This window comes from Rheinheimera gaetbuli (assembly GCF_054781935.1).
Window position 1 is genome coordinate 114,636 of the sequence record NZ_BAAGTL010000006.1, and the last position, 21,630, is coordinate 136,265.

Here is a 21,630-nt window from a genome sequence, read left to right on the forward strand (position 1 = left end):
AGAACAAAATAGTCTTTAACATCCTGATCATCTTAGTGTATCCCTTAAGTTGACCAATAAATAACCATTATCTTATTCGCAGGGATTTGAATGTTAAGGCCAACTGAGCGCTGGATCTGGACCTATTGCCAAACACGTGATCGCTTGTTGCTGGACTTGAATGACGATGTGCAGTTTTGCACGCCATTTGCGGCCCGGCAACTATCGTGTTTGCCACAGCATCAAGCTTTGTCTATGGCAGAAGCTGAAGCCTTTTGGGCCATAGAGCATAGCTTGCAGGTATTGGACTTAGCCGCTGCTGTGCGGCTGGAGCTGGTTCTTACCGCACTAAGTTGCCAGTTTTTACAACAGCAGGCGCACAAAAGCTGGTATTTTCAGTTGGGTACACCATGTGCTGCAGCGATGCATGATGTGGTTATGTTACGTGGCTTAAGTAGCCAGTGCGCCTTGGTCGTTGCTGCGGACGCAGATTGTGTCAGTTGTCTGTTACTGGGTGAGCTTGACACTTTGGCCGGTAAAACGCTGGGCCGGCTGTCTGTTATCCGTGTATTACGTAACCGGGTTAGCGCTTTAGATCTGGCGATACCTTATCGTTACAGCGCATGATTTTTTAGTATGGTTGTTTCCCTCAGCCGTTGATGCGACTACACTAGCGCCAGTTTAATTCTGTCAGAACTTATGTTATGTCTCAGCTGTCTTCATCCAATCCGCAACTTGCGGCGTTTTTTGCTAACCTTAGTAGCGCTATTACCGAGCAGCAGTTAGTTAAACTGGTATTAAGCAAATATCAGGGCACTGAGCCTTTAAAGCAGCTGCAAGTGCGTCCGGTATTATTGAAACAGCAATGGCAGCTGAGTTTTACCTATAAATTTCAAACAAATGATCAAAGTAAAAACTTTACGGCAGAAGCGGCGATAGCAGAATTGCAACGTGTTATTGGCGCTGAGTTCAGTGCTGCTAACTTGTTTACAGCGCAGCAGGAAGTACAACTGAGTATCAGTAAAAAAGGCAAAGTGTTGTTATCGGACAAAAAACTTACGACAGACATTAAACCCTTAGCCGCCACACACAACCGTGAAAAGCAGCGTTATTTAACTTTAGACCGGCAGTTTCTCCGTGAATTGGGTGTGACAGATGCCCAGCAGCAACTTATTCCTGCGATGTCGCGTAAGTGGAAGCAGATAAACAAATTTATCGAAATATTCTCCGGTGCTGTGGTAGACAGTGGTTTAGCGTCGCACCAACAATTACACGTTGCCGATTTTGGCTCTGGCAAGGCCTACCTTACTTTTGCGATGCATGATTATTTGACCAACACCTTGCAATTAGATGCCCGGGTAACGGGTGTAGAATTGCGTCAGGCGTTGGTGGATCATTGTAATCAAACCTCAGCCAAGCTTGGCTTAGCCGGCATTCAGTTTGAACAGGGGGACGTAAAACATTTTAAAGCCCGCGGTATAAACGTGATGATAGCACTGCATGCCTGTGATATTGCAACCGACTATGCCATTCATATGGGTATTGCTACCGGCGCAGAAATTATTATGTGTTCACCATGCTGCCACAAAGAATTACGCCCGCAACTGACGGTGCCAGCGGTACTTGCCGGGCCGCTCAGTTTTGGTATTCATTTAGGGCAGGAAGCCGAAATGCTCACCGACAGCCTGCGCGCGATGTTGTTGCAGGCACAGGGTTATGATACCAAGGTGTTTGAGTTTATTTCGCTGGAGCACACCAGTAAAAATAAAATGATCCTGGCCACCAAACGTCATCAGCCCCGGGATAACCGTAAAATACTGCAACAGGTTGCTGAGCTTAAAACATTTTACGGTATTAAGCAGCAATGTCTGGAAACGCTATTACAGCAAAAAGACGATTAACGTCGCTTAGAAGCAGGTGGGTAACTGTTTTAGCAGATTATAGTTATCGTCTGTTAACCATAATGTGCGCCATTTATCGAATGTCAGGCACGGATGTGAGGTTACCAGTAAAACAATATCACCCACTTCCAGTGTCAGTTCTGCCGGATAGTGCCAAAAACAGTGCTGGTCCATAATGCGAAAGGTTGCTGATGACTCTGGTAGCTCGGCCAGTACTTTCCCAGCACGATACACTCGCACTACTGCCGGCAGTCCGGCATCAAACGCGACATCTCTTTTGCCACAGGCAATAATGGCTAACCCGTCTTCAGGTAACGACTGCACATAGGCGGCGATTTCCAAGGCATTTTGTAGCGGGGGCCCCAGGCGGTTTGCCAGCGTACAACGCTGCTGCACCAACTGTTGTGCCTGTTGGTAAATGCCGTGATCATGACTGACATAACAGCCCGGACGCAGTATCACCTGCATATCGGCCGGCAAGGTTGCCCGGTCTAGCTCCTGAGCTACGATGTCATACCAAACTGAACCGGCACCGCTTAACAACATATGTTGATATTGTAGTAGTTGCTGGCGAAACAGCACCTTTGCCAGTGCGGCGGCCTGTTGGATAAAGCGCTTTACGTTACTGACGTTGTCGTTGTGAGCCATTGCGCCTTCATAAAAACTGATGCCAGCCAGTGCCAAACCAGGTAAGGGTAAAATATGCTGTGCAAGTGCTAATGCCTGTTGATTGTCACGACAACCGCAGCGACCGGCAGTTCCACCAAGTTCAATCAATACCGGTAAAACCTGATTTGTTTCAGCGAAGGCGCGTGACAGTACTGAGGCGTTTTTTGCGTTATCAATAAATACAAAGACTTCAGTGCCGGTCGCCATTAACCCGCTTATTATTGCCACATTTGCAGCACCAACAAGTTGATTTGCACATAAAATACGCTGTGCACCAGCTTGTGAGGCAATATGCGCCTGGTAGGGCGTTGCCACCGTAAGGCCCCAGGCTCCCGCTGCCAATTGGGCCTGCAGTAGCCAGGGCGTCATACTGGTTTTAGCATGGGGAGCTAACAACACCTTGCTGTGGTTGGCAAAGCGCTGCATCCAATCAATATTGTGCAATGCCGCTTGTTTTTTTAGCAGCAAAGCCGGCAGGCTAATATGCTCATTAAACACGTTAGCGGTAGTGTCACTGATCATGCATGCAGATTTGTGTTGAATAGATTGGTACTTAATAACACTCATGGTGATGCCTCCACTATCTTTGCACTTACTCCGGTGCGCTATAATCGCCTAACAAACTGACTTTGCTATTTACTTTTTGAACTTCTTGGTACAAAGTATCTTCTATATATCAGATTGTGTTACTTTTACAAGTGTTACTGAGTAACAATGCAGGATAATAAATGCCATGAGCTATGAAATTGATGTGCTGTCGCGCATATCCGAGCGCTTTGTCGAGATGAGCGAGTCTGAACAACGTGTTGCTCAGTTGATTCTGGATAACGTTAAGGCTGCCACCGAAATGAGTATCGCCAGGCTGGCCGATGCAGCAAGTGTAAGTCAGGCAACCGTGACCCGTTTTGCCCGCACAGTCGACTGTAAAGATGTCAGGCAACTAAAGGTTAAGTTGGCTCAGTCTCTGGCAGTAGGCCAGCGCTTTGTCGAAGAAACGCCCGATCTTGACGGTATTCACGGCGTATTTGAAGCAATTAAAAATACGCTGGAAACCAGCCGGAAAATGTTGGTTGAAGCAGATATTCACCGCGCAGTTGCCTATCTGCAACAAGCCAGAATGATATTTTGCTTTGGCATGGGCGGCGGTTCGTCAATTGGCTCTCAAGAGCTGCAATACCGCTTGTTTCGCTTCGGTATGCCCGTAAGTAGTTATCAGGATGGGGTGTTAACCAGAATGGTTGCTGCATCTGTAGAGCCACAGGATGTTGTAGTGGCAATATCGCTCACCGGCAATACGGCGGAGATCATTGATGCGGCAGCGATAGCGCGGCAATACGGTGCCAAAGTTATTGCGATTACCCGGCCTGCATCGCCACTGGCGGCCCAGGCAGACATAGTGCTTGGACTACAGGCACCAGAGTCTGACTTTATCTATAAACCGTCAGCTTCGCGCTATGCCATGTTAGCCATTATTGATGTGCTGGCGACAGAAGTCGCCAAGCTAAACAAGCGCAAATCACGCGATAAACTGCGGCGGGTTAAGCTGTCGCTGGACAGTCACCGTGGTGGTGACGAGCGCCAACCATTGGGAGACTAATACTATGCCGATAAAACGTTACGGTATTGACGCCAGCGTAGGTACCGGTGGGCAAAAACTGCCGTTTGCTAAAGCAGTTGAAGCAGGCGGTTGGTTGTATGTATCAGGCCAGACACCAATGCGCAATGGCGAAGTAGTCGAAGGTGGCATTGTAGAACAGTCTGAGCTGGCACTTAAAAATTGTATCGATATTATGCAGCAAGCCGGTTATGGCTTAGCCGATGTAGTGCATGTAAAAGTGTATCTTACCGATGCCCGCTATTTTAGTAGTTTTAACCAGGTGTTTGCCAGAGTGTTTGCCGGCGCGCCACCGGCACGGATCTGTGCTGTGGCCGATTTGGTAGTGGATTGTAAGGTTGAAGTGGATTTGACCTGCTACCGCGACGACAGAGGCTGACATGGATAATAGCCTGGTTCTGTGGGGGTTATGCGGTTATGTTTTGCTGATGCTGTGCATCAGTTATATCGCATCGCGCCGACAGCACACGGGCGATGATTTTTTACTGGCAGGGCGCAATGTATCATCTGGCTTAACCTTCGGCACTACCGTGGCCACTATGATTGGCACTGGCACCAGCATGGGGGCTGTGGGTTATGCATATTTGCATGGCTGGGCCGGAATAATGTATGGCCTGGGCGGTGCGGTAGGCATTTTGTTAACTGCATGGCTGTTTGCACCGCTTAGGGCGCTGCGTTTTATGACGATGAGTGAAGAGCTAAGCTACTATGCCGGTGCTGACGTTTGGGTAAAACATCTCAGTGCGTTGCTGATTTTTCTCTGTTCGTTGGGCTGGCTTGGTGCGCATATTTTGGGCGGTGCTTTATACCTGTCCTGGGCGACCGGTTTTAATCTGGTTGCGGCAAAATGGCTACTAGCGGGCATATTTACCTTGTATGTGTTAATTGGTGGCTACCGGGCAGTGGTATGGACCGACAGCTTGATGGCGCTGATCCTGTTTAGTGGTTTTTTGTTACTGGCCTGGGTGGTATTGCAAAGCAGTGGCGGCTTTACCGGTTTGCAGCATATAGTTGAGACAGCGCAGCTGCAGGGACGGATGCAAACGCCAGGTTTATTACCGGCGTTGTCACTGGCGGTTGTGGTAGCGGTAGGAGTGATGGCGGCACCTTCATTTCGCCAGCGAATATACGCCGGCGCCAGTGTTTCGGCAATCAGGCGCGCATTTGGTAGTGCCGGGCTGGTGTATCTGCTGTTTGCTGTATTGCCGGCTGTTTTAGGCATTGTTGCCAGCCAGTTATTGCCGGATTTGACATACCATCAACACGCATTTACTGGCCTGATCACCGCACTGTTACCACCTTTAGTGGCTATTCTGGTGTTGCTGGCGGGCCTGTCTGCAACCTTGTCCTCTGCCAGCTCGGATGCTATTGCGGCGGTCTCGGTATTAATACGTGATCTTTATTTTGCAGCTTATGGCAGCATGCCGCCGTCTGAAAAAGTGCTGCGTTATTCGCGTTACGGCGTGCTATTGGTGTCAGCCTTGTCGCTGCTGCTGGCGCTGTATGCCGATGACATTATCCGCTATATCAGTGCCATGATAGCAACCTTAATGTCAGGCTTGTTTGTCAGCTGCCTATTGGGACGCTTTTGGCCGCGGTTAAATGCAGCTGGCATCATGGCGGCAATCGTCAGTGCGGTACTGGTGTCATTGTCAGTGCTGTTTAACAACCACTGGCTACTGTTTTGGGGGAATCCGGTTATACCAGCCTTGTTTAGTGCAACTGTCTGTGCGATTGGCGTAAGCCTGCTCACGCCTGCAAGTAACTGCAGCCGCATTGCGGCTTTAGCGCTTATTACGGCACAGCGGGAAGGCCAGGGAGCGCAGCACAGTGATAATAATGTCAGTATGTCATCACCGACGCCGAATTAAAGAGGAACTATGCGAATCTTTACCGCCTCGCTGGCAACAGAAACCAATACGTTTTCACCGATGTATACTGATCTGGAGAGCTTTTATCAGAGTTTTTATGCTCCACCAGGACAACATCCATCAACGCCTACATTGTGCAGTGCGCCTCTAATCGCCTGCCGTGAACTTAGCGCTGCCGATAACAGTATTGAAACCATAGAGGGAAGCTGTGCCTGGGCAGAGCCCGGTGGGTTACTAAACCAGCAGTCGTATGAGCATTTGCGTGATGAAATTCTCGTCCAGCTGCGTGCAGCCTTACCGGTGCAGGCTGTGGTGCTGGGGTTACATGGAGCTATGGTGGCGCAAGGTTATGACGATTGTGAAGGTGATTTACTGTCCAGGATGCGCGTAATCGCCGGAGATCATGTAGTAATAGCCGCGACATTAGACCCGCATAGTCATTTAACACGCCAGCGTTTGGCCAGCGCCGATATACTGATTGCCTTTAAAGAGTTTCCTCATCTGGATTTTATGCAGCGTGCGAGGGAGCTGGTTGCTCTGACTGTTGATGCGGTACGGGGTAAGATCCGACCGGTAATGAGCAGCTTTGATTGTCGTATGATTGATGTATTGCCAACCAGCCGGGAGCCAATGCGCTCTTTTGTCGATAAGCTGAGCCAGCTTGAAGGCCAGGATGATATTTTGTCGTTATCAGTGATCCACGGCTTTATGGCAGGTGACGTTGCAGAGATGGGCACGCACCTGTTGGTCATTAGTAATAATCAGCCCGAGCGCGGTGCGCAGCTGGCTGAGCAACTTGGCATGGAGCTGTTTTCCTACCGTGGTAAAACGTTGCCGGCTTTTTCTGCTATTGCTGCGGCGCTTGATGACGCCTGCAAAGTTGAAGGGCCGGTTGTACTGGCAGATGTCTGGGATAACCCTGGCGGCGGCGTGGCCGGTGACGGTACCTTGATTTTAGCTGAGATTATCCGCCGCGGTTTACGCCGGGTTGCTGTGGGCACAATTTGGGATCCGATGGCAGTAAAGCTGTGTTTTGCTGCCGGTGAAGGTGCCAGCATAATGCTACGCTTTGGCGGTAAAAGCTGTGCAACCGCAGGCAGTCCGATTGATGCTCAGGTAACTGTGCGTTATTTGCAACGCAATGCGATGCAGTATTTTGCCGGCAGTGAAGTGCCAATGGGCGATTGTGCTGTCATTAGTTTTGCTGGTATCGACGTTATTTTAAATTCAAATCGTTGCCAGTCTTTTGACCCTAGCTTGTTCCGGGCGTTACAGCTTGAACCGCAGCAGTATCAATTATTGCTGGTAAAATCCACCAACCATTTTTATCAGGGCTTTGCACCTCTGGCGGCAAAAATAATTTATGTTGATGCTGGTGCACCTTATCCTAGTGATCCGGTGCGTAACGGGTATCGCAAATTAAGCCGGCCGTTGTGGCCGATAGTAGAATCGCCATTTGCTTAGCGGCTGTCCACTGGCAGCCGCCGAGGCAGGGCTATAAGTCGATAACCTCTATACAACCACATTGCTGAATAGTGACATACAGCCGGTTAGGACCGGCTTTACTTACTGCGACATTGGTTGGTAGGGCGTGCTGTAACTGGTACTCGTCAATCAGATACCCTGCAGCATTCAGCCGCACCACCGTACCTTTACCATAGCGGGCAATAAACACATCTCCTGCTGCGTTAGTTCGCATGCCATCTAAACCATAGTCAGAGAAACTGGCAAACAGTGTTTTGTCAGATATTGAACCGGCTTTGTTAATGCGATAACGCCAGATACGCCGTTGCACACTTTCATTGACATACAAAAACTGTTGATCCGGGCTGACTGCAATACCGTTGGTGGTGCCCATTTCAGACTCCAGTAAATGGCTGCTGCCATCTGTATCGATGCGCCACAATTGCCCGCTGTTGTTCTGCCAATCCGGATCGCTGGCAAACAGGGTGCCATCGTGCATAATTGCCAGATCGTTTGGCTGGTGCATACGTGGCTCTGTGGCATGCACACTGAGTTTCCCATGTTGATAACGCAATACCTGATGCCCGGTGTAGTCGGCCATATACATCACGTCTTGCTTATCAAACACTATACCATTGGCAATACTGCCCACCGGCAGTTGTAACAATTGCCTGGCGATGCCATCAGGGCTGATCATACCAATGGTGCCGTCAGTGCCATAATTCACCGCATACAAATTGCCCTTGCTATCCAAAGCCGGACCTTCAGCCGATGCGCTAAACGTGCCTGGTGCTACCCAGTGCCGGCTTACCGGTAAATGCTGCAGCAACAAACGCAGTGGCCGGTGCAGCGCGATAATGATTTCCTGCTCTATGCTGGCGGCGTCGGACAATTGTTGTTGTAGCGTCTGCTGAACTTGCAGGCTGATGTAACCCTGTTGCTGATATTGCTGCAGCGTGTTTATTGCCACTTCCAATAGACGTTGGGTGCGTTTAACTAGCGCTGCTGTTGGTTCGGCGACCCATTGCAGCTGCTCAGCTGCCTGTTGCCAATGTTGTAATTGCAGCAATAATGCGTGCAGGTTGTCAGGCTCTTTCTGTTTAAGCCAGGTGTGCACCATAGCCGTGAATTTGCGGAGTGCAGAGTGTTCAGCACTTAGGTAGTCGGCTAGTTGGTTTAACGGCGCATCTGCATGATATAAACCCGCAACTGATTTCTCGTGCAAACGATGGTAATAGTGCGCCGGCTCCAGTATTTCTGTCAGCGTAGCTAAAGCATCAGCCTTGGCCGGAGCGGCTAACCGGGTTAAACCGGCCTGTTGCTGTGCTGCAGTTGCTACACCAGCGCTTAGTGTTGCCCAGCGCTTAAAGTGCGTCAGTCGCTGATACAGGCTGTCAGTATCGGATACATCCGCAGCAGACCAAAGCCGCTCTGCGACGGCAAAGCCGTTCGGCCACAGCCGAATATCGATATTGTCTGGCGTTACCAGCTCTCCCCACAGGGTAATTTCGCCACCGAGAATATTAGCCGCAGCGTCCGGGCTGATATTAAGGTTAACAACTTGCAAAGGCGCCGCCTGATGTAACTGTAGGCCTGTCGCTGCATAGGCGGCATTGCCCACCACAACTTCACCGGATACTTCTGCTAGCAGGGTTAGCCTGGCGTGTAATGGGCCCATCCAGCTATCGATTTGAAACTGTAATTCATTGGCGTTTAAGCTAAAGTTGTCAATATAGCGCGCAGCGCGACCGTCAAATTGCAGGATAACGGCGCTGGATCCGGCAGTGTTGTTCAGTATCATTAGCTGGGCTTTTACCGGTGCACCGCGTTTGCGCGCAAGTTGGAACTGCCAGTGTCCAAGGGTGTGATACTGGTTCAGATCAGGCATTGTTACCGGCTTTGGTAGCGGGTCATTGCGGTAGTGGAAGTCGGCAAATTGCGGCTGATCCAGATAAAAGCCGGTAGACAAAATTGCCGGATGGCCTGCCTGTGCCGCCTTATATAAAGATTCAGTGCCACGCCAGGATTGCACCAACACTGACTGAGGGAGCTCGCCGTCAAGTACTTCATCCCAACCTATCATTTTCTTATCAAGCTGTTGCAAAATCTGTTGCAGGCGGCGGTTAAAGTAGGAGTGTAGCTGTTGTGTGCTGGTAAAATTCTGCTGTTGCATAAACGCGGCAATATGAGAGGTTTGTAACCAGTGATCAGGCAATACTTCGTCGCCACCTATATGAATATAGGGATCAGGAAACACCGCCGCGACTTCTGTCAGCAGGGTTTGAATAAACTGATATACCTCAGGCTTAGTTGGGTCAAGTACTGCCGGGTGTACGCCCCAATGCCGCTCTGGCATTGCCGGGCCCGGCTGCGCCATAAGCTGCGGATAAGCAGCGCCTAATGCGGTGGTATGGCCGGGTAAATCAATTTCGGGTACTACTCTAATACCACGTTGTGCTGCGTAGGCTACCAGTTGTTTTAGTTCATCTTGGGTATAAAAACCGTCAGCACCGCCAATTTTCTGCAGCCTGGGAAAATGTTTTGATTCAAAACGCCAACCTTGATCGTCCGTCAGGTGCAGATGCAGAACATTTAGTTTTGCAGCGGCCATAATATCTACCTGGCGCTGTAGCACGCTAATGGGCAAAAAACGTCGCGCTGGGTCAAGCAGCAGGCCGCGCCAGGCAAAGCGGGGCGCATCTGTGATCTCTAGCTGTGGCAGGTAATATCCAGCGGCGTCTTGCTGGATCAGTTGCAGCAGGGTTTCGATACCGCGGCTTAAGCCAACTCGACTTTGGGCATGCAACGTTATTTGCTCTGCACTAACAGACAGCTGATACTGCTCCTGCATATCAGGTTTCGGTATGCCTGAGTTGGTATCGGTTAAGCTAAAGCTAAGCGTTTTGTTACCGTGCTTATTTAAGTGTAAGCCTGTTTGTGTGAGCAAACGCTGGCGGAAATATTTAGCTACTCCAGCTATAGCAGGTGAGGGTGGAATACTCAACACAACGCTGTCATCCAAGCGGAACTCTCCCGGCTTAGTCTTTACCGCAACAGGCTGAGGCAACAGCATAGTATGCTCTTTTGCCAGAGCGGCTGTAGCCAGAATAATCAACAATAAATATAGAAAGCAGCGCATCTGAAGCCTCGTCACTTGTTACTTGGTAACATATTAATAAGCAATAAAGATAATAAAGTCTAGAACTGCTTGCTATATGTGGCGGTTTTTTCGCTTTAAGGTGTTTACTTTTTGGTCTTCATGGTACAAAGTAACATTTGAGTCTGGCGTATTTGGTAGTGATGTCAGGTTTAACCAGGAAGAACAAGATAAGTACATATTGGTTTTGCCGGTAGTTGCGCTGCAGGCAAAGCTGAACGGAATAAAACAAGAACAGAAGAGACTACATCATGTCTGAACTACTCAGCGATAGCTATAATAACGGTATTAAACGGGCCAGACTCAGCCTGGCTATTTCAGCTGCACTATTGGGCCTGGCCCCGTTAGCAACTCTGGCACAAACTTCACCACAAAATGACAGCGATGTCATTGCGCAGAATAGTGCAGACTCAGTCGAAGTGATAGAGATAAAAGGTATACGTGGCAGCTTAAACAGTGCACAAAACCTGAAACGTTATGCCGATACCGTAAAAGATCTGATTACTGCTACCGATATCGGCGCCTTGCCAGACAAATCGGTAACCGAAGCATTACAACGGGTGCCCGGTGTTACCATTGAGCGTTTTGCCTCTTCTGACGATCCTAAACACTACGCCGATGAAGGTACAGGTGTACTGGTACGCGGTTTGGATCGGGTTCGCTCAGAAGTTAATGGCAGGGGCGCTTTCAGTGCCAATCCCTGGGGGGGGTTAAGCTATGAAGATTTTCCGGCGGAATTGCTCGGCGCAGTAGAAGTGGTAAAAAACCAGACTGCAGATCTGATTTCAGGCGGTATTGCTGGTACCGTTAACCTGATTACCCGTAAACCCTTCGATTCTGACAAGCGTGTGTTTTCTTTTAATGGTAAAGCCAACTACGGCGATTTTCGCGAAGAGATTACGCCATCATTTTCTGCTTTGTTCTCAGACAGCTGGGAAACTAACGCCGGCAAGTTCGGTTTTCTTATTGCCGCTTCGCAATCTGAATATAAAACACGTGGTGATGGCGTCGGGTTAGGCAACTTTCACTCGCGTGGCGATGCTTTTGTTCCTGTTCTTGATCAATGGGGTGGCATGGTAGATGTAGATCCGGATTCTCCGCTTGATGGGCCGGCATTGCCAGGACAACCGGCAGGCAGTGTCTGGCATGTTCCTGCGGCAATACATATGAGCACTGCCGATAACGATCGTAAACGCACTGGCTTTACCTCATCACTTCAGTGGGCCAACAGCGACAACACTATTGTGGCTACTTTAGAGCACATTAATTCTGACGCGTCCTTAGAGTGGGAAGAGCGGCAGATTGGTCAGGCGGCGCAGGGTTTCAGAAGTTTTATGGGTTTTTCTCAGAACTGGCGCGATGATGCCGCTTCCGGGTACCCGTTAACTACTGAAAACGGCTTTGTTACCTCTGGTGTGGCATTAGGCGTTAGCCCCGAGACACCGTTTTTTTATCGCAGTCGTTGGAACTACAACGAAAATACCGTTAAAGACACCTCGTTTAATCTGAAATATAAACCTACAGATCGCTTAAGTATGGAGTTTGATTACCAGCGTATTGATTCAGACAAAGTGGTGCATAACTACAGTATGTCTGGTCAGACCCGGGGGTCAAGTGTGCAGGTTGTATCGCCTTATTTCCTGGATATGCGCGGTTCGCGGCCGACTATTGAGTTTCTCAGCAATAACATCCAGACCCCGGGTTGGTCGCCTAATCCCGAGTGGGACGGCCCGGTACCGAATTTATTTCTGGGTACAGGGATGGAGCAAGAGGAGCATAATACGGCAAAAGCAGACAGTTTTAAGTTCAATCTAAAGTATGAACTCGATGGCGTCTGGACCAGTGTTCGCACCGGCGCATATTTTACTGACAAAGACCTGACCATCCGTGATACCGCATATGAAGGCTGGACCGCAATTGGCACGCCCTGGAATCAAAATGATCGCAATGCTGCCGCCGCGGTCAACCGACCTGAGCTGTTTGAGCAGGTTAACTTTGCCGATTACTACCATGGTGATGTGCTACTGGGCAGTGTAAACAGCTTTTTATTTCCTAAAATGTCACTGGTAAAAAACTTTGCTAATTCATTACGTCAGGGCTGCCAGGAAGGCTGGCATAACGCCACCAATAGCGCAGCGAATAACGGCGTTTGTAGTGGTACTTATGTGCCCTACACCGATAAACCTAACCGGGTTGAAGGCCCTTTTGCGGCCCACAATATTAGCTCTTCAAATGAAAAGCGCACAGAGTTTTACCTGCGTGGTGATTTTGAATTGACCGATCTGGATATACCGGTAAAAGGTAACCTTGGTTTGCGTTATGTCAGTTATAAGCTGCAATCTACTGGCGCCTTTGTGCAGCCGTTGGCGATTAAACGCGGTGAGCCGGGCAGCTCATTGAATACAGTTATGCAACAGAGCGAGTATAAGCGTTATTACGATTTGGCTTCTGGCGACTCACAACTTAGCACGGTAGACGGCACTGATTACGATACAGTGTTACCCAGCTTGAACCTGAACTTTGGCGTTAGCGACGATATCGTGCTGCGGTTTGCCGCCTCCAAAGGCTTGTATTACCCCAGCCTGTCAGACGCACGTAATATCAGCTTGCTGGATTTAGATTACACCCGCCGTTTGCAAACGCCGGGCCAGGATCAGGACGAAGTTAATAACCCGGTAGTGGCGCTGGACAATATCGAGGTTACTGCACTGGCAGGTAACCCATACCTGGAGCCGGAGGAGTCATTTAATGTTGATTTAACCGCTGAGTGGTATTTTGCCAGTGCTGGTTTCTTAAATGTGGGCCTGTTCCATAAAAAGCTGGATAATATCATCCGCAACCGGCAATTCGATTTGGATGTTACCTACAACGGTGAGAAATACGATGTCTCTGCCTATGGTCCGGCCAACACCGGCTCGGGCACTATTAGTGGCGTAGAGTTTTCGTATTCGCAATTCTATGACATGTTACCGGGCGCCTGGCGCGGTTTAGGTTTGCAGTTTAACTACACCTATATTGACCAAAGCGGTCTGGAAGATCCAAACGAGATTGCAGCAGGAACTTTGGGCTTTAAAGAAGATGGCAGCCGCGTTGACGACAACCGGAATACTTTCCGGGTATTCTCAGGTTTGCCGTTGCAGGGCTACTCAGATCAGAATCTGAATATCGTTGGTATGTACGAGTATGAAGATATCTCATTTCGCCTGGCTTACACCTGGCGCTCTGAATATCTGCTAACGCTGCGTGAATCAGAAGAATACGTACCAGCGTTTGCTAAAGCGTCGGGTATGCTGGATGCCAGCTTTTACTACACAATCAATGATAATTGGAAAATTGGTATTGAAGGCAGCAACTTGCTGAATACCGAAACTAAAACCCAGTATCAGATGAACCAGGCGGGTGTAAAAACGGATGCGCTAAGTTTTACTACTGACCGGCGCTATGCGCTGAGTGTAAGGGCCGTATTCTGATCACTAAGATCTGAACGTTCTGGTGAAATAAAAACCGCGTAGCAGGGCTATTACGCGGTTTTTATTATTTATCAGCATCAACTCCGGGATTTATGGCGTAAGCCCTGGCCCAACAATTGAAAATACTCCAGCCAAATGTTGCCAAGCATATCGCTTAGCGTGTCGGTAGGATAAATACCTGATTCTGCGCCTTTACCTTTTAGCGTACCAGCCACCAGAAAGTTGTTTTTTAGCGGCTGGCGTTGCAAGACTTTTTCAAACGCTCTGGCGGCCATTTCTTCTGGCATCGCCAGATATAATCTGTTGCTTTGGCAGTCAAGTTGGCGGCAATGCTCAAAGAAATCACTTTTGTTTTGACCGTCGGCAGATAAATACAGTATTTGGTAAGCGGTACTTAGTAACTCATTGAGATAATGTGGAATAATGGGTAAATTTTGCAGCCAGGCCGAGCTGGAAAATTGGTTACGCGTAGCGGTTTTGGCAAACATTTTGTCAGCGATGTAGTGATCAAACGCATGAAACCACTCGTGAGCCAAACTGCCGCCGCCGGCATTTTTCGCCAGCGCTAAAATACGCCCCTGCGGCTGATAATGCGCGCAAACACCGGGTTGACCACCAATGCCAAAGGTAATAGCTAAGCTACCGTTTAGTGAGATCACTTGCGGTGGAACTTGCAGCAGGTGTTGTAAATCGCAAAAAGCGTCAAAAAATAAATTGGCTGCCAGTTGTAGCTCTTCGGCCGTTACCCAGCGGCCAATATGAATGCTGTTAAAACCAAATACTTTAACCAGATCGCTAAAGCTGACGTCTGCACCACTGCGATGGGCTGGCCCATTGCGGTAAAACTGTCGCTGAATTCGCTGTTTAAACATGGTAATGCAATTAATACACAGCCTAAATGCCGCTAGCTTAACACGATTAATGCGGTCTGATAAAAACTGCAAAGCCATCAAGGGGCACAAATAAGTCAGTGATTTTCGTTCGCTTGGTTTATCCTATATTGATACTAATAAAGACTGGAGCTTTGTATGCGGGAACTCTATATAGCAAATAAAAACTACTCTTCCTGGTCACTGCGGCCCTGGGTTTTAATGCAACAACTGCAGATCCCTTTTATCGAGCAATTGGTTCCCTTTAGTCAGCAAGGCAACTTTGACAAGTTCCGTACTTTTTCGCCTAGTGGTAAGGTTCCTTGTCTGGTGCAAAAAGATCTGGTGGTATGGGATTCGCTGGCCATCGCTGAATTTTTGTATGAAAGCCACAGCAATGTTTGGCCTGCAGATACTAAAGCCCGGGCGTTTGCCCGTTGCGCCGCTGCCGAAATGCATTCTGGTTTTTCTGCGCTGCGCAACATATGCGGCATGAGTTGTCGACATCGTGTGCAGCTGCATAATGTCACTTTTGCGCTTCAACAGGATATCGACCGTCTATCAGAACTTTTTGAGCAGGGTATTAGCCAGTTTGGCGGGCCATTTTTGGCTGGTGCGCAGTTTAGTGCCGCAGATGCCTTTTTTGCGCCGGTTGCATTTCGCATGCAAAGCTATGACTTAGCCTTCTCTGAGCGGGCAAAAAGTTACCTGCAACATTTGCTGGCATTGCCTGCCATGCAAGACTGGTATCAACAAGCATTAGCCGAGCCATGGACCGATGATGCCCATGACAAAGAAATTGCCGATTATGGCAAAATTACCGCCGATTATCGTCAGTTAAGTTAACGGCGTAGCTATTGTAGCGCTGATGTGGCAAATTATTACCGTATAACAACAAATGCTTTGAAATATAACTATAAGGAAGGGAAATGGAAGGCTTTATTAGTGCGCTTAATGGCATTATCTGGAGCCCGGCGCTGATTTATTTGTGTCTTGGCGCCGGTTTGTTTTATTCAATTTTAACTCGTTTTGCACAGGTTAGGCATTTTAAAGAAATGTGCAAACTGCTGCTAAACAATACTGAGTCAGATAAAGGCATATCATCATTTCAGGCGCTGGCGGTGTCGCTGTCAGGTCGGGTAGGTGTGGGTAACATCGCCGGTGTTGCTGCTGCTATCGGCTTTGGTGGGCCAGGTGCAATTTTCTGGATGTGGGTGGTGGCCTTTTTAGGGGCCAGTACCGCTTACGTTGAGTCTACACTCGGGCAACTTTACAAAGTAGAAGAAAACGGCCAGTATCGCGGCGGTCCGGCCTATTATTTTGAGCGTTGCCTGGGCTGGAAATGGCTGGGTATTTTATTTGCCATTTCTGCCATTATCGGTTGTGGTATCTTCCTGCCTGGTGTACAAGCCAATGCTGTGGGTAATGCGGTTACTCAGGTGTTTGGTGATGGCAACATGGTGGTTACCAGCTTTGGCGAAGTGGGCACTCATAAGCTGATTGCGCTGGCGGTGATCCTGATAGTTCTGGCGTTTATTATTTTCGGCGGTATTAAGCGGATTGCTCATTTTACCCAGATTGTGGTGCCGTTTATGGCATTGGGTTATATCGTGCTGGCGCTTATTGTGGTGTTTCTTAATCTGGATAAAGTACCTGGGGTTTTCAGTCTCATTTTGTCTGATGCTTTTACCGCTCAAGCCGGTTTTGGCGCTGCGATAGGTTGGGGCGTTAAACGCGGTATATATTCTAATGAAGCCGGGCAGGGCACCGGGCCACACGCAGCGGCGGCGGCTGAAGTTGATCATCCGGCGCAGCAAGGCTTGGTGCAGGCGTTTTCTGTTTATGTTGATACGCTGTTTGTTTGTACTGCTACGGCGCTGATGATTCTGATCACCCAGCAATACAATGTGGTTGGCGAGCTGCCAGCTGGGCAGTTTATCGTGCAAAACGTTGATGCAGCTACCGAAATTGGTTCTGCAGCCTTTACGCAGATGGCGCTATTTAGTGTCTTTGGTAATTTCGGTCAGTTATTTGTTGGTCTGGCGCTGTTTTTCTTCGCTTTTACAACTATTCTGGCGTACTACTACATAACCGAAACCAATGTGGCTTATCTAAACCGTATCTTCAATAACAAACTGCCTAGTTTGGTTTTTAAGATACTACTGATGTTTATGGTGGCCTATGGCACCGTTAATAATGCCGGTTATATCTGGAATATCGGTGATATTGGCGTTGGCTTAATGGCTTGGGTTAATGTGTTGGGTATTTTACTAATCTTTTTTATGTATAAGCCGACCATGCGCTGCCTGCGTGATTTTGAGCAACAAAAGAAGGCTGGCGGCCCTATAACCTTTGACCCGGTTAAATTAGGTATTACCAATGCTACGTTCTGGGAAAAGCGCTTAGCTAAACAGAAGCAACAAGACTTGTCACAGTAGCAAGTTGATTGCATAGTAAAACCCGGTATTAGTTTAACTGCGCCGGGTTTTTATTTTTTGCTTTAGCACATGTTGGCAAAACTGCGGTTTTATATCGGCTGGTGTTGCTTTTGTGCCACAGCTGACTATGTTGATTAGATAACTATAAAGGAGTGTCGCCATGCCTATATCCCCGCAGTTGAATGCCGAAATTCGTATCTTGACAATGTTTAATCTCGACAGCGCCATGGAGGGTATCAAAGTTCATCAGTCTGCCGAAGCTGACACCCTGGCAGCGATACACCGACTGTATGACAAGGGGCTGGTTACCCAGCCCGACGGTGGGTTTTTAACTGATCTTGGTATTCATTGTGCAGAACATTTGCATACGGCGTTACGTATCCTTAACGGCCCGGTTTAGCGCTATCAGGCTGGTTTTGTGTTGTTTTAATAACTGCCGCAGTGTCAGCTTGGCTTGATGCTGTTCAGCGAATACCGCTAACTCGTATTGCTGCAGCAGTAGCTGTAGCATTTTACTGTGGCTGGGATGGCGTTTGGCGAGGTCATGTATACAAGCGGACACACTTTGTGCCGGTGCTTTGGATGTTAGCGCCGGCTTCAGTGCTTTTAACAGCAATGCTTTTGCCGGCAACGGTTGGTTGGTTTTTCGCCGTTGCAGCAACCACAAACCGACAACCAGAAGCAGCAAAACAACAGCCGCCGCGCTAACATAAGCGATAAGACTGGCATGCTGGCGTATACTGCGCCATAAGTTGTTTTGCCGTGTATCGTCAAAGCCCAGCACCCAGACGGACCAATAATAATCGAGATGCATAAGTTGCACGCTGATTATTTGTAGTACAGATGAGCGTTGCCAAAATGGTGTCAACATGTCGCGCTCGTCATCGGACAACGCCATATCCAGGCTCTGTAAAATACGCTCTGGTGCAACAGCTGCGGTAGGATCAAATCGTTGCCAATAGCCTTGAGAATAATACTCAACCCAGGCGTGAGCTTCTCGCTGGCGCACGGCCAGATAGCCTTGCGCCTGATGCCAATCGCCACCGAGATAGCCACCAACTACGCGTGCGGGTACGCCAGCATGACGCAGCAACAGCGCAGTTGCAGAGGCATAGTGGCTGCAAAACCCGCTACGGGTCTGAAACAAAAATTGATCTACGCTATCGCGGCCAAGAGCCGGCGGTGTAAGGCTGTAATAAAAATCCTGCTGATTAAAAAATGCTGCCAATGCGTTAACCAAGTCTGCGGTATCGGCATATTGTTGCCGAAGTTGGAGTGCTAATTCTTTGGTGGCCGGATTACCGGGCGCCAGCTGCAGATTAATGTCACGCTCCCTCGACGACTGCAGCGGCAACGCTTGCAGTGCACTGCTTATGCTGTAACTGAAGCGCTGGCTAACTGCTTTGTCGGCTATAACCAGTCCGCTACTGACAACTTTTACGCCGTTGCTACTTTGCAGCGGCACGCCAAGCGCAAACAAATTACGCTGCTGGCTGGCTTCGGCGATAATCCGATAACTGGTTTCTGATTCGACAGCAGTAGCTGTTGGAGGTATTGTGGTATGGTCTTGCCGCCGCAATGGATTCACCTGCCAGCGCCGGCCATCGAAGTCTTCGTAAAGATAGCTACGCCAGTATAGTTGCTGCCGCTCAGGCAGTGCGCCGCTGAACTCCGCGCGAAACGCCAAACGGTCATCTTGCACCAGTTTTTCAATAGAGCCGGGGTCTAACGTGTCAGACAAGCCGGTGCTGGCAATTTTCGCATTGGGGATTTGCCAAAATGGTGGCAAACGAGGAAACAATAAAAACATACCTAACCACAGCGGCAGAATAATTAACACTGCTCGTCCGCTAAGGACAAGGTCTAGCCTGGCTGCGGCCGGGGCAAACAACTTGTAATGGCTATAACAGTTAGCGCCAAACAGCACGACAATAGCAAATGCAACCAACATCTGCTGATGCAGGATAAAACAGCTGGCAATCAGAAAATACTGCACCCACACTAACTGACGTGCTTCGTGCAGATGACGCAGGGCAAATAGCCGTAGTATTGCCGATAGCAATAGAATTTGTAGCATAAAATGTAACACACCAGCCTGGCGCATATTAAGCAACAGGGCAACAGTGAGCAGCGCGGCGATGATATTGGCAAGTTTGAGGCTGGCAGAGGCTTTTTTTTGTAACACCGCGGTTGCCGAGTAAAGTATCAGCAGGGCATAGATAGCAATAATCCACCAGGCGAAAGCTTCTTGCAGTAATGCTAATAAAAGCAGCTGTAAGGTCGCCCATAATAGGAGCAGATGTTGTGATTTCAGCATAATGCCAGCTCTTGTAAGCAGCGTTGCAAATGGGCGGGCCCGTTCGACTGGCCGATAACTGTACCGCGTAATTTCAACCCGTAACGATTACCGCTGTGTTCCAGCGCGAGTAGTTGCTGGCAGGCAATACTTAGCGCACGTTCTAACGCATCTCCACTTACAGGCGGAACCTCAACCCAATCTGGTTTTGCTTCAGGGCTGTGATGTTGCTGGCGGATCACCGGATTGTAAGGGTCTCTGGCCAGTCTTTTCCACAGCAGGTAACGTAAACTGTCACCACTGCGATATGGCGCAAGATTATCGCCCGATGGCACGCTGGTATCTTGTTCTGCGCTGTTGGTCGCATCGTCTGCGGCTTGCTGCTGTTGTCCGGCGACCGGCGCGGGGTATACCCAATACTGTTGTTGTATGGCTACATAACTCCAACTGCGCCACAAACCGAACGGATAATCACTGCTAATTTTCAATCTGGGCAAAAGGTAACAGCCTCTCAACGTTGGTTGTAAAGTCAGTGCAGCGCTATCAACACGTTGTTCCAGCGTTATGGCGTTGTGGCCAATGAAGTTAAGCTGTAGCATAAAGTGGTTTTTGACCGAACTAAGCTCAACAGCCGCAATGCCAGCTGTATCCGCAAATAATTCTGGCGCGCGAGGGCAGCGTAGTGTTAAACCACTCATATTCTGGTATGTCAGCACAATGCAAAGTAGAAACAGGCTGAGCATCAGGTAGCTCAAAAGCAAAATCAGGTTATTCTGATAATTAGTACCAAGCAAATACAATAAAGCCGTGAGCAACATGAACCAGCAACCATAACGACTTGGCAGAATAAAAATCAGCTTTTGTGTTAGCACCACGGTGTCAGCCGCAGGTTGCCGTTTGTCCAGATAACGACTGATCCAGCGCCAGTATCGCTGGTAAAGAGACTGACGCACAGCTACAAAGGACATGGTGTTTGTTGCAGCAACATTGCGCTTAACTTACATTCTCTGGCATTTGACGCAGGATCTAACCGATGCTCCGCGACAAAAGGGAAGACAGTTTTTACGTCTTCAGCGCTGACATAGTCGCGACCGTTTATAAGAGCATAAGCTTTGGCCGCACGAAGTATCGCTTTAGATGCTCTGGGCGATAGCGGAAGCATGTCACGGCGCTGCCTGCTGCTACTCACCAGCGATAATAGATAGTCTATAAGTGCATCGCTGGTGTTAATTTTGTCTACCGCCAGTTGTAACAGGTTGAGCTGTTCCGGGCTGAGTTGAGCGTTTAGCAAGGTCAATCTGGAGCTGCGGTTATCACTGCGCAATAGCTCGTGTTCAGCTTCACGTTCAGGGAATCCCAACGATAAACGAAACATAAAACGGTCTAGCTGTGATTCGGGCAGCGGTGAAGTGCCGGCATGAAACAGCGGGTTTTGCGTGGCGATAACAAAAAACGGTGACGGCAACGGCCGGGTTTCACCGTCAACGGATACCTGGCGCTCTTCCATTGCTTCAAGTAACGCGCTCTGTGTTTTCGGACTGGCGCGGTTAATTTCATCTGCCAGTAATACCTGGCTAAAAATTGGTCCAGGTTGAAAACGAAATTGTTGTGAGCGGGCATCATAAATGCTCAGGCCGACTAAATCGCCTGGCAATAAATCACTGGTAAATTGCACTCTGCGGTAGCTAAGACCAAGACTATTGGCTAAAGCATGTGCAAGAGTTGTTTTGCCCATGCCGGGTAAATCTTCCAGCAGTAAGTGTCCTTCTGCTAACAAGCAACACAAAGCTAGTCTTATCTGGCTAGCTTTTCCCAGAATAACCTGATTCAGGCTTTGTTCTACCTGATGTAGTTGTGTTAACACTGACAGTCCTCTTTCGTACAGCATAATGGTGTTATTA

At 48.9% G+C, this 21,630-nt stretch carries 16 protein-coding genes; 10 read left to right on the plus strand and 6 right to left on the minus strand.

What is annotated here, in order from left to right:
* The first annotated feature begins 90 nt into the window (after window positions 1-90).
* Both ACYVIC_RS05515 and ACYVIC_RS05520 read left to right on the plus strand, forming a co-directional pair.
* Entirely contained in the window at window positions 91-606 is a 516-nt protein-coding gene (locus tag ACYVIC_RS05515; protein ID WP_460858001.1) for a cell division protein ZapC domain-containing protein, read from the plus strand.
* 77 nt (window positions 607-683) lie between these two features.
* Window positions 684-1,880 carry a class I SAM-dependent methyltransferase gene (locus ACYVIC_RS05520; protein WP_460858002.1) on the plus strand — a complete coding sequence of 399 codons (1,197 nt, stop codon included), beginning with the start codon at window positions 684-686 and terminating at the stop codon, window positions 1,878-1,880.
* A gap of 6 nt (window positions 1,881-1,886) precedes the next feature.
* Here the strand turns inward: ACYVIC_RS05520 and ACYVIC_RS05525 are convergent, their stop codons facing one another.
* Window positions 1,887-3,116, minus strand: coding sequence for an alanine racemase (locus ACYVIC_RS05525; protein ID WP_460858004.1), 1,230 nt, complete (start codon window positions 3,114-3,116; stop codon window positions 1,887-1,889).
* 166 nt (window positions 3,117-3,282) lie between these two features.
* Between ACYVIC_RS05525 and ACYVIC_RS05530 the strand changes: the two genes are divergently transcribed.
* The 4 genes from ACYVIC_RS05530 to ACYVIC_RS05545 are packed head-to-tail and all read left to right on the plus strand — an operon-like array spanning window position 3,283 to window position 7,499.
* Window positions 3,283-4,146 (plus strand): MurR/RpiR family transcriptional regulator, encoded by an 864-nt coding sequence (locus ACYVIC_RS05530; protein ID WP_460858006.1) that lies wholly within the window; start codon window positions 3,283-3,285, stop codon window positions 4,144-4,146.
* Window positions 4,147-4,150: 4 nt separating this feature from the next.
* Complete coding sequence (locus ACYVIC_RS05535; protein ID WP_460858008.1) at window positions 4,151-4,543, plus strand: RidA family protein; 393 nt, start codon at window positions 4,151-4,153, stop codon at window positions 4,541-4,543.
* A 1-nt stretch (window position 4,544) separates the two neighbouring features.
* A complete protein-coding gene (locus ACYVIC_RS05540; protein WP_460858010.1) occupies window positions 4,545-6,035 on the plus strand; it encodes a sodium:solute symporter family protein in 1,491 nt (496 codons plus the stop codon).
* A 9-nt stretch (window positions 6,036-6,044) separates the two neighbouring features.
* Window positions 6,045-7,499, plus strand: coding sequence for a M81 family metallopeptidase (locus ACYVIC_RS05545; protein WP_460858012.1), 1,455 nt, complete (start codon window positions 6,045-6,047; stop codon window positions 7,497-7,499).
* Between the two features lie 31 nt (window positions 7,500-7,530).
* Here ACYVIC_RS05545 and ACYVIC_RS05550 read toward each other — a convergent pair whose 3' ends face one another.
* Entirely contained in the window at window positions 7,531-10,638 is a 3,108-nt protein-coding gene (locus ACYVIC_RS05550; RefSeq protein ID WP_460858014.1) for a family 20 glycosylhydrolase, read from the minus strand.
* 269 nt (window positions 10,639-10,907) lie between these two features.
* Here ACYVIC_RS05550 and ACYVIC_RS05555 point away from each other — a divergent pair, with 269 nt between their 5' ends.
* Window positions 10,908-14,126, plus strand: a complete 3,219-nt coding sequence (locus ACYVIC_RS05555) for a TonB-dependent receptor (RefSeq protein WP_460858016.1) — start codon at window positions 10,908-10,910, stop codon at window positions 14,124-14,126.
* A 77-nt stretch (window positions 14,127-14,203) separates the two neighbouring features.
* Here the strand turns inward: ACYVIC_RS05555 and ACYVIC_RS05560 are convergent, their stop codons facing one another.
* On the minus strand, window positions 14,204-14,998 hold the full coding sequence (locus tag ACYVIC_RS05560) for a CLCA_X family protein (RefSeq protein WP_460858017.1): 795 nt from the start codon (window positions 14,996-14,998) through the stop codon (window positions 14,204-14,206).
* A gap of 156 nt (window positions 14,999-15,154) precedes the next feature.
* Between ACYVIC_RS05560 and ACYVIC_RS05565 the strand changes: the two genes are divergently transcribed.
* The 3 genes from ACYVIC_RS05565 (at window position 15,155) to ACYVIC_RS05575 (ending at window position 17,833) form a co-directional block, all read left to right on the plus strand.
* The gene (locus ACYVIC_RS05565) at window positions 15,155-15,841 is read left to right on the plus strand and encodes a glutathione S-transferase family protein (protein ID WP_460858019.1); all 687 of its coding nucleotides are present in this window, start codon (window positions 15,155-15,157) and stop codon (window positions 15,839-15,841) included.
* Window positions 15,842-15,924: 83 nt separating this feature from the next.
* Window positions 15,925-17,433: an alanine/glycine:cation symporter family protein gene (locus ACYVIC_RS05570; protein WP_460858021.1), complete on the plus strand. Its 1,509-nt coding sequence runs from the start codon at window positions 15,925-15,927 to the stop codon at window positions 17,431-17,433.
* 160 nt (window positions 17,434-17,593) lie between these two features.
* A complete protein-coding gene (locus ACYVIC_RS05575) occupies window positions 17,594-17,833 on the plus strand; it encodes a TIGR02647 family protein (protein WP_460858022.1) in 240 nt (79 codons plus the stop codon).
* Here ACYVIC_RS05575 and ACYVIC_RS05580 read toward each other — a convergent pair.
* From ACYVIC_RS05580 to ACYVIC_RS05590, 3 genes are read right to left on the minus strand one after another with little or no spacing between them, the layout of a single operon-like run.
* On the minus strand, window positions 17,807-19,750 hold the full coding sequence (locus tag ACYVIC_RS05580) for a transglutaminase family protein (RefSeq protein ID WP_460858024.1): 1,944 nt from the start codon (window positions 19,748-19,750) through the stop codon (window positions 17,807-17,809). The two genes, ACYVIC_RS05575 and ACYVIC_RS05580, sit on opposite strands and share 27 nt — an antisense overlap.
* Window positions 19,744-20,697, minus strand: a complete 954-nt coding sequence (locus tag ACYVIC_RS05585; protein WP_460858026.1) for a DUF58 domain-containing protein — start codon at window positions 20,695-20,697, stop codon at window positions 19,744-19,746. Before ACYVIC_RS05585 ends, ACYVIC_RS05580 begins: the two co-directional genes overlap by 7 nt.
* Window positions 20,685-21,617 carry an AAA family ATPase gene (locus ACYVIC_RS05590; RefSeq protein ID WP_460858380.1) on the minus strand — a complete coding sequence of 311 codons (933 nt, stop codon included), beginning with the start codon at window positions 21,615-21,617 and terminating at the stop codon, window positions 20,685-20,687. The genes ACYVIC_RS05585 and ACYVIC_RS05590 overlap by 13 nt, the downstream gene beginning before the upstream one ends.
* Window positions 21,618-21,630: the final 13 nt, after the last annotated feature.

Bases quoted from the DNA above. Each gene is read 5' to 3' on its own strand.
- ACYVIC_RS05565 (WP_460858019.1), top strand. From the start codon at position 15,155: ATGCGGGAACTCTATATAGCAAATAAAAACTACTCTTCCTGGTCACTG.
- ACYVIC_RS05570 (WP_460858021.1), top strand. From the start codon at position 15,925: ATGGAAGGCTTTATTAGTGCGCTTAATGGCATTATCTGGAGCCCGGCG.
- ACYVIC_RS05590 (WP_460858380.1), bottom strand. From the start codon at position 21,617: ATGCTGTACGAAAGAGGACTGTCAGTGTTAACACAACTACATCAGGTA.
- ACYVIC_RS05515 (WP_460858001.1), top strand. From the start codon at position 91: ATGTTAAGGCCAACTGAGCGCTGGATCTGGACCTATTGCCAAACACGT.
- ACYVIC_RS05545 (WP_460858012.1), top strand. From the start codon at position 6,045: ATGCGAATCTTTACCGCCTCGCTGGCAACAGAAACCAATACGTTTTCA.
- ACYVIC_RS05580 (WP_460858024.1), bottom strand. From the start codon at position 19,750: ATGCTGAAATCACAACATCTGCTCCTATTATGGGCGACCTTACAGCTG.
- ACYVIC_RS05550 (WP_460858014.1), bottom strand. From the start codon at position 10,638: ATGCGCTGCTTTCTATATTTATTGTTGATTATTCTGGCTACAGCCGCT.
- ACYVIC_RS05530 (WP_460858006.1), top strand. From the start codon at position 3,283: ATGAGCTATGAAATTGATGTGCTGTCGCGCATATCCGAGCGCTTTGTC.
- ACYVIC_RS05575 (WP_460858022.1), top strand. From the start codon at position 17,594: ATGCCTATATCCCCGCAGTTGAATGCCGAAATTCGTATCTTGACAATG.
- ACYVIC_RS05525 (WP_460858004.1), bottom strand. From the start codon at position 3,116: ATGAGTGTTATTAAGTACCAATCTATTCAACACAAATCTGCATGCATG.
- ACYVIC_RS05585 (WP_460858026.1), bottom strand. From the start codon at position 20,697: ATGTCCTTTGTAGCTGTGCGTCAGTCTCTTTACCAGCGATACTGGCGC.
- ACYVIC_RS05540 (WP_460858010.1), top strand. From the start codon at position 4,545: ATGGATAATAGCCTGGTTCTGTGGGGGTTATGCGGTTATGTTTTGCTG.
- ACYVIC_RS05560 (WP_460858017.1), bottom strand. From the start codon at position 14,998: ATGTTTAAACAGCGAATTCAGCGACAGTTTTACCGCAATGGGCCAGCC.
- ACYVIC_RS05555 (WP_460858016.1), top strand. From the start codon at position 10,908: ATGTCTGAACTACTCAGCGATAGCTATAATAACGGTATTAAACGGGCC.
- ACYVIC_RS05535 (WP_460858008.1), top strand. From the start codon at position 4,151: ATGCCGATAAAACGTTACGGTATTGACGCCAGCGTAGGTACCGGTGGG.
- ACYVIC_RS05520 (WP_460858002.1), top strand. From the start codon at position 684: ATGTCTCAGCTGTCTTCATCCAATCCGCAACTTGCGGCGTTTTTTGCT.